Source organism: Melioribacteraceae bacterium 4301-Me (genome assembly GCA_041538185.1).
In the GTDB taxonomy this organism is placed as follows: domain Bacteria; phylum Bacteroidota; class Ignavibacteria; order Ignavibacteriales; family Melioribacteraceae; genus Pyranulibacter; species Pyranulibacter aquaticus.
Map to the genome: position 1 here is coordinate 794,421 of JBGORM010000001.1, position 6,183 is coordinate 800,603.

A 6,183-nucleotide genomic window follows, 5' to 3' on the forward strand; every position below is an offset into this window, starting at 1 on the left:
CCTTTTTACATAGAAATATGTGGTGCTGCTGGTTCGTCTGGCTTGCCAGCATGTTTAACAGGGATTCTAATCAAATACCAAGCTATAAAAGCAAAGACGATTAGGCTAATCCAAAATGATGGTTCTTTAAAGAAACTAAAGATTGGAATTTCCCAGAATGCAAAAGCTGCAAACAAAAGTCCAATTAACGCCTCCCCTGCTATTAACCCCGCTGCTAAGAGTATACCGGTATTTTCCACTCTGGTTTTTTGGGCATCATTAAATTGTTTTTTTTCATTAATTATATCCACTACTCCTTTAATTAAACCGCCTACAAAAATTGCGAAAGTTGTGCCAAGAGGTAAATACATGCCAACTGAAACGAGCATAGGACTTTTAACGTTCATCATTATAAAGCCTACACCCATTAACATACCCACCAAGATGAGAATCCATTCCATTTTACCTTCAACAATGCCCTTAGACAAAATTGCCATCAAACTTGCTTGAGGTGCTGGCAATTGTTCCCCGCCAAATCCTGTGCCGCCAGCTTTAATATTTCCTTCATGTAAAATAAATAAAGGGATAAACATTACTGATGCTGATATTAATATGCCAAGTATATCACCTACTTGCATTTTCCATGGTGTACCTCCAAGAATATGACCAGCCTTTAAGTCTTGCAGCATTTCACCTGCTACTGCAGCTGCAACACATACTACCGCAGCCACACCAAGGACAGCTGCAACGCCGTCAATTCCCTTCATACCCAAAGCAACCATTAAAAGTGCTGCTACTACCAAAGTTGAAAGGGTTAAACCACTTACTGGGTTATTGCTAGAACCAATTATTCCAACTAAATAGCCTGAAACTGCGGCAAAGAAAAATCCTGCTATAATCATTACTATCGTAGCAACTAAAGCAGCTGCTATATCGTGAGCAAAATAATTATAGATAAAGAATGTAGCAATCCCCACCAAAAATATCCCAATCATTATCCATTTAAATGGAATATCTTTTTCTGTCCTAATTTCAGTTGATTCCCCCAAAGCAGCTTTTTTAGCGTCGCTTATTGACCTTGCGATTCCTGTAGCTAAACTTTTTCTCATTCGCCATAAGGTATACGCTGCACCTACAAGCATACCGCCAATAGCTATCGGTCTAACATAATCTTTCCACACTTGAACAATGGTTGCCGACATATCCATACCGTTTATTGGTGTGTCACCAAATTTAAAGTAAGCAATGATTGGTGCTAAAAGTCCCCATGCCAATACACCACCGCTGAAATTTAATGCCGCCAACCGTGGTCCAATTATATATCCAACACCCATGTATGCAGGGCTAACGTCAGGTGAACGAAATAGTATACTTCCTTTGGTTAAGGAAATTAATTTATCAGCAGAAGTAGCAAACAATTTGAATTGGCCTAGTGCTTGAATTAGTGCACCAACTCCCATAGCACCAAATAAAAATTTTGAACCTGTACCTCCTCGTTGGCCAGCTTTATGGATTTCTGCTGCTGCCACAGACTCAGGGAAAGGCAGTTCAACATCTTCAACCATAACTCTTCTAAGCAAAGCAACGAACATAATTCCTAAGACGCCACCAGCGAACATTATTGCAGCGGAAATCATATAATTGCCAGGACTAAAGAATGGATTCCATATACCAGCTATAAAAAAAGCAGGAATAGTAAATATAGCTCCTGCTGCTATCGATTCTCCAATTGAACCAACTGTACGAGCAAAATTTTCTTCCAATACACTACCTTTAAATAATTTGATTATAGCCATACCAATTACTGCGGCGGGATATGTTGCAGCAATTGTCATCCCAGCTTTTAATCCTAAATATGCATTTGCTGCACCTAAAATAACTGCTAAAATAAGACCGATAATTAATGCGCGTATGGTAAATTCTGCCATGTTGGTTTCAGATGAAACGAAAGGGACAAATTTCTGTTGTTCGGCCATATGTTTCTCCTTTTAGGTGTGAGAAAGTTAAATTAAGAACTATTTAATAATCGTTTGTGTAATATATGAAGCTATTATTAGCTGAGCAAATATTAAACTCCCTGAAATTATTACTAAGGGAGAAATTGTCATTGTTCATAAAAGTCTATTTTGTATACTTTATTTATTGGCAACAACAGTATTTCAATTATGCTTCGTTTACCAAAAATCTAATTTTCGCATTCCCAAGTGACAAATTGCAAAATCGTATTTTACAGGGTCTTTAGCATCAATTTTTTTTAGATTGTCCGTAATTTCCTCTGCCATTTCCCACGATACTACCTTCTTTTTTGTCAGCTTTAATTTTTTACAAATCTTAGCTACGTGGGTATCAACAGGAATTACAAGTTTGGACTTAGGAATTTCATGCCATAAGCCAAAATCCAATTCATCTTTTCTAACCATCCACCGCAAAAAAAGATTCATTCTTTTGCAAGCACTGCCTTTAAATGGGTCGGGGAACATAAATTTTAATCCAACGCTGAGTTCATTTTCTTTTGAAATTATCTTTAAGAAGTTTTGCGAAAAAAAAGAAATTGTTTCTTTCAAATTTTTTCCTTTTTCAAAATAATATAGAAGGAAAAAGTACTTTAACGAACCATAGCTATTATAAATTTTATTAAGTGTAGAAAATAAAATCAAAATATCTTTAGAAGTGTAAAATCGATGTTTTAACCCATTAAATGGATTATTATTCTTTTTCTCATGAAAATTCATAACAAACTTATAAGGCTCATAATTCATTATGGAATGAATTTTTTCAAGTGTGTTAATTATTTGTTTTACGTTTCCGTAAGCAAACACTGAAGATATTATCCCAGAGATTTCAATATCATGATAATTTTTGTATCGATGTAAAAATTCTAACGGGTCAGGTGAAATTTGTGAGAAATCAAAATATTTATAATGGTAGTCTAATTTTTGCTTGAGGTTTATAATGTAAGGCTCCCTTTTCAATTCATTTTCACCCAATAAGCGGCAAGTTAAAATTAATTTTGGGTTTACTCAAAGTAAAATTTTTTAATTGTATACACAACGTGTTTAATTTGTTCATCGTTTAACTCTGGATAAATAGGCAATGCTAATGAGTGTTCAGCAGCAAAGTTCGCATTAGGAAATTCCCCATCATTATTCTTTAAGTAAGAAAAACACGCTTGGCGATGAAATGGAACTGGATAATAAATTTCACAACCAATGTCATTCTTCTTCAGATATTCAACGAGCTGATCCCTTTTTTCAACACGAATTATGTATTGGTTGTAGATGTGATAATTTAGGATGGATTCTAAATGGCTATAAACAGCCTTTGGCAAAAGGACTTTATTTTTAGAATCAAATTTGAGAACGCCTACTTTTTCAGAAAGACCGCTTTCAATAAAATAGTTATTGTATTTTATTGCATTTTGCCGACGTTTCTCGGACCATGAGTTAAGATGAGGCAATTTCACCCTTAGCACTGCAGCCTGCAAAGTGTCCAATCTAAAATTACCTCCAACAATTTTATGATAATATTTTGGTTCTGCACCATGATTACGCATTATTTTCATAATATGATATAGCTTTTCATTATTTGTAGTAATTAACCCACCATCACCAAACCCACCTAAATTTTTTGTTGGGAAAAAAGAAAAGCAACCTATATCACCAATAGTACCAACGCATCTCCCATCTTTGTACTGAGCACCAATTGCTTGAGCCGCATCTTCAATCACTGCTAAATTATATTTTGAAGCAAGCTCAACAATTTTTCCCATTTCTGCAGATTGACCATACAAATGGACTGGTATAATTGCTTTAGTCCTTGATGAAATTTTCTCTTCAATCAAATCTGCGCTTATATTAAAAGTTACAGGGTCTATATCGACGAAAACGGGTTTTGCATTCAATCTTGCAACCACACCAGCAGTAGCAAAAAAAGAATAAGTAGGAACAATTACTTCATCGCCTGGCTGAATACCTAAAGCCATCAACGAAAGTAGTAAGGCATCAGTTCCAGATGATACTCCAAGTGCAAATTTTACTTTTAAATATTCTGCAATTTCTTCTTCTAATTTGGTTACATCTGACCCCAAAATGAAATACTGTGAATCAACAACCCGTTGAACAGCATCATCAATTTCTTTTTTTAATGACAAATACTGCGGCTTCAAATCAAGTAATGGTACTTTCATAATTTTACCTGTTGATAAATTAAAGGATTAAGAAGACAAACTATTTTTTATTTATAAATTCCATTTTACAAAATGTTTTGTCATATAAAAACTTGTTATAATAGATATGTTAAATTACTTCAAAAAAATTCTTCTTTGCGTATTTCAAAATTAGTTAATCAACTTATTATTAACCATACACAAAAATTATTTCTGTCATTTGATATAATAACTAACTATTTTTTGCCGAAAAAAATTATTCAGTAAAAATTGGAGATCATTTATGAATTTATCTGGCACATTTCAAAAGTTGAAAACTGATTTTCATTCATCTTTTTGGGTCGCAAACTTTATGGAATTATTTGAAAGACTTGCATATTATGGACAAGCTACAATTCTCAGTATTTTTTTGCGTGACCATTTAAAATTTACTGAAGTGCAGGCTGGGCAGTTATCTTCAATATTTGGAGGATTAATTTATTTGCTACCCATTTTTGCAGGTGCCTTAGCCGATAAGTTCGGTTTTAAAAAAGCATTCTCTTTTGCTTTTTTCGTTTTAGCAGTAGGTTATTTTTTTATTGGCTCAACTGGAATGAAATTATTTTCGGGATTATACTCCAATTTTAACATCTATTGGCTGCTCACAATAATTCTTATTTTAACGGCTATTGGCGGTTCATTTATAAAGCCCAGCGTTTTAGGGACAATAGCGCTTTCGTCAACAAATGAATCAAAATCATTTGGTTATGCAATATATTATTGGCTTGTAAACACAGGTGCTGCTATTGGTCCGCTATTGGCATTTTTAGTAAGGGATTCTATAGGAATCGAATTTGTTTACTTAATCTCTTCAATTAGCTGTGCATTAATGTTTATTTCAACGCTTATTTTTTATAAAGAGCCCCCGGCAAAAATCAATGAAAAAAGAGAAGACATTAAAACTGTAATAAAAAATCTTTTCCTCGTTATAAGAAATTTTCGATTTATGGCATTCTTATTAATCTTTGCACTCTATTGGATTTTGTTCTGGCAGTTTTTCATAATTATACCTTTTTATATATCAGATTATATTTCTCCAAACGCTCCAATTGAAATTATCATATCCACAGGAGCATGGACAATAATTTTATTCCAAATTCCTATTAATCGACTTACAAAAAACATATCTACACAAAAAGCAATTTTAATCGGATTCATTTTAGCTGCATTTGCATGGTTAGTATGGTTTATTGTTTTACCTTTAACTCAAAATACCAATATCAATTTATTTGGAAATAAAATAGCATTAGGAATACCACTTATTATGTTAGGAATATTTTTATTTTCTATTGGTGAACAAACACAAGCTCCACGTTTTTATGAATATGTAGCAGATTTAGCTCCAAAAGGACAGGCTGCTTTATTTCAAGGTTTTTCCTTTTTGCCAATTGCAATAGCATGGGGAATTGGCGGCACTTTTGGAGGATGGTTATACCATACTTTTACAAAAGAATTGCATAAACCCGAATTTATTTTTTTAATAATCTTTGTAATAGGAGTTATCTCAACTCTGCTTATGTGGGTGTACAATAAGTTTATTATCAAATAATTTGTGTTTTTTTCCACTAACGTAATATTTTCATGTTTCTTAAAATAATTTTAGAATCATAAATATTTATTCGATATTGAAAATTTCCAGTTACTTAGTTTATTTCTTAATCCAAGAGTTAGCTGGAAATAATCTTCTGCTGAAAAGCATCTTTTTAGCCCAAATCTCCCCAATGGAAAATTTGACTTTAATACAAATATGAGCAACTAAACAATTCTTTATTGGAGATTGCCTCACTTACCTTGAGGCTAAAATAGTAGTAATAAGTAGAAACTGGGATTACCTTGGTCGCTTTGATGAAAAACCAAAAGACTTCCTTGTAATGACAACTATTTTTTATCAAATCATTGATTTCTTTGTCATGCCAAAGGCACGATTACAAAGTTCTGCAACGCAAGCAAAATCCTGTTTTTTATGCATAAGGACACTATTACTTTTTCATATTTTACAC

At 33.3% G+C, this 6,183-nt stretch carries 4 protein-coding genes; 1 reads left to right on the plus strand and 3 read right to left on the minus strand.

Going from position 1 to position 6,183, the window contains the following annotated elements; genetic code table 11:
* Positions 1–5: 5 nt before the first annotated feature.
* The 3 genes from ABRY23_03540 to ABRY23_03550 all read right to left on the minus strand — a co-directional run bounded on the left by ABRY23_03540 (position 6) and on the right by ABRY23_03550 (position 4,165).
* The gene (locus ABRY23_03540) at positions 6–1,955 is read right to left on the minus strand and encodes an OPT family oligopeptide transporter (GenBank protein ID MFA3782116.1); all 1,950 of its coding nucleotides are present in this window, start codon (positions 1,953–1,955) and stop codon (positions 6–8) included.
* Between the two features lie 198 nt (positions 1,956–2,153).
* Entirely contained in the window at positions 2,154–2,951 is a 798-nt protein-coding gene (locus ABRY23_03545) for a TIGR02757 family protein (GenBank protein MFA3782117.1), read from the minus strand.
* A gap of 44 nt (positions 2,952–2,995) precedes the next feature.
* Complete coding sequence (locus tag ABRY23_03550; GenBank protein MFA3782118.1) at positions 2,996–4,165, minus strand: DegT/DnrJ/EryC1/StrS family aminotransferase; 1,170 nt, start codon at positions 4,163–4,165, stop codon at positions 2,996–2,998.
* 262 nt (positions 4,166–4,427) lie between these two features.
* On the opposite strand from ABRY23_03550, the gene ABRY23_03555 reads away from it, so the two are divergent.
* Positions 4,428–5,732: an MFS transporter gene (locus ABRY23_03555; GenBank protein MFA3782119.1), complete on the plus strand. Its 1,305-nt coding sequence runs from the start codon at positions 4,428–4,430 to the stop codon at positions 5,730–5,732.
* The last annotated feature ends 451 nt before the right edge of the window (positions 5,733–6,183 follow it).

Coding starts and splice junctions, on each gene's coding strand:
- ABRY23_03540 (MFA3782116.1), bottom strand. CDS start 1,955: ATGGCCGAACAACAGAAATTTGTCCCTTTCGTTTCATCTGAAACCAAC.
- ABRY23_03550 (MFA3782118.1), bottom strand. CDS start 4,165: ATGAAAGTACCATTACTTGATTTGAAGCCGCAGTATTTGTCATTAAAA.
- ABRY23_03555 (MFA3782119.1), top strand. CDS start 4,428: ATGAATTTATCTGGCACATTTCAAAAGTTGAAAACTGATTTTCATTCA.